Origin of the sequence: Nocardiopsis sp. TNDT3, from assembly GCF_003427465.1 — a bacterium.
Lineage (GTDB): Bacteria > Actinomycetota > Actinomycetes > Streptosporangiales > Streptosporangiaceae > Nocardiopsis > Nocardiopsis dassonvillei.
In genome coordinates this window covers 1-1379 of the sequence record NZ_QPFC01000636.1, presented here as the reverse complement: position 1 = coordinate 1379, position 1379 = coordinate 1, and the positions used below count along the sequence as shown (strand labels likewise).

The 1379-nt window shown below is 73.5% G+C and carries 1 protein-coding gene; it reads right to left on the bottom strand.

Annotated elements, in window-relative coordinates:
• Positions 1–144: 144 nt before the first annotated feature.
• A partial coding sequence (locus DQW06_RS16145) for a cellulase family glycosylhydrolase (protein WP_117198836.1) occupies positions 145–1379 on the bottom strand: 1235 nt, incomplete at its 5' end.

Sequence of the window (1379 nt, the reverse complement as noted above, 5' to 3'; positions counted from 1 at the left end):
CCCCCCACCCCGTGTCCTCCGTGAATGGGCCGGGCCCCCGGTGCCGGGACCGCGGCTCCGACCGTGGGCGGGTGGCCGCGGCCCCGGCCGGGCTGGTAGGGCCTCCGCTTCAGTGCCCGGGCCCGACCGCCTGGCCCGGGTCGGTCAGCAGGCGCCGAGGTCCCGCCAGACGCCCCACTCACCCGTGGTCCCGGGCTCCTCCCCCCGTGTCCACCACTGGGCCCGGTACAGGCGCCCGCCGTGGCTGACCTGGTCGCCGCCGGTGTACACCTCTCCCGAGGACCAGGCCGGGGTCTCGCACGCGTCCGGGTCGGTGGGATCGGTGGGGTCGGTCGGGACGACCCCGCTCTCGCGGATGCGGTCGCGGATCCACTCCCCCGCGGGCTTGAGCGACTCGGTTCCGGTCCAGGGGCCGTCGGCGGCGCAGGTGCCCGTCTCGAACACCGCGCCGGAGCGGAAGTCGTCGGAGAAGTTCCAGTTCACCCAGCTGATCTGCTCCTCGGCCAGGAGGTCGAGGTAGGCCTGGGCCGAGGCGAAGTCGTTGGGCCCGTCGCCGGTGGCCTCCTGGGTGCCGAACTCGGTGACGAACAGCGGCAGGTCCCGCGCCGCGGCCCGCAGGCCCTCCCGGTGGAAGTCGCCGTGCGTGGCGGCGTAGAAGTGGAAGACGTACATGATGTTGTCGGCGTCCACCGGGTCGGCGGTGATCTCGGTGTGGTCGGAGCCCTCGGACAGGCCGAGGGAGGACCAGCCGCGGGTGCCGACGAGCACGACGGCCTCGGGGTCCTCGGCGCGCACGACCGGGATGATCTCCTCCGCGTAGCCGCGGATCGCGTCCCAGGAGACCCCGTGGGGCTCGTTGGCGATCTCGTACAGGACGTTGTCCTTGCCGGCGTGGACGGAGGCGATCTCGGAGAAGAAGGTGCGCGCCATGTCGGTGTTGTGGTTCGGGTCGCCGGGCGTGAGCATGTGCCAGTCGACGATGACGTACATGCCGCGTGCGGTGCCCTCCTCGATCAGTTCGTGGACCCGGTCGGTGAAGCCGCGCGGGTCGGTCTCGTAGCCGCCCTCCTGGATGTACATGGACACGCGCAGGACGTCGGCGTTCCAGTCGTGGGCGAGCGCGTCCAGGGAGCCGTCGGTGAGGCAGTCGCTGTACCACTGCAGGCCGTGGGAGCTCATCCCGGTGAGCTGGACGGTCTCTCCGCTCTCGTCGCAGAGTTTGAGGCCGCAGACCCGCAGCTGGCCGTGGGTCTCGACGGGGCTGGCGGCGGCCCGGACCGGCGCCTCGGCCGCCGAGGAGGCGGGGGCGGCCGCGGCCGTGCCCTGCGCGGCGACGAGCGCGAGGGGTGCGAGCAGGAGCGCGCCGGCGAGGGCGGCGC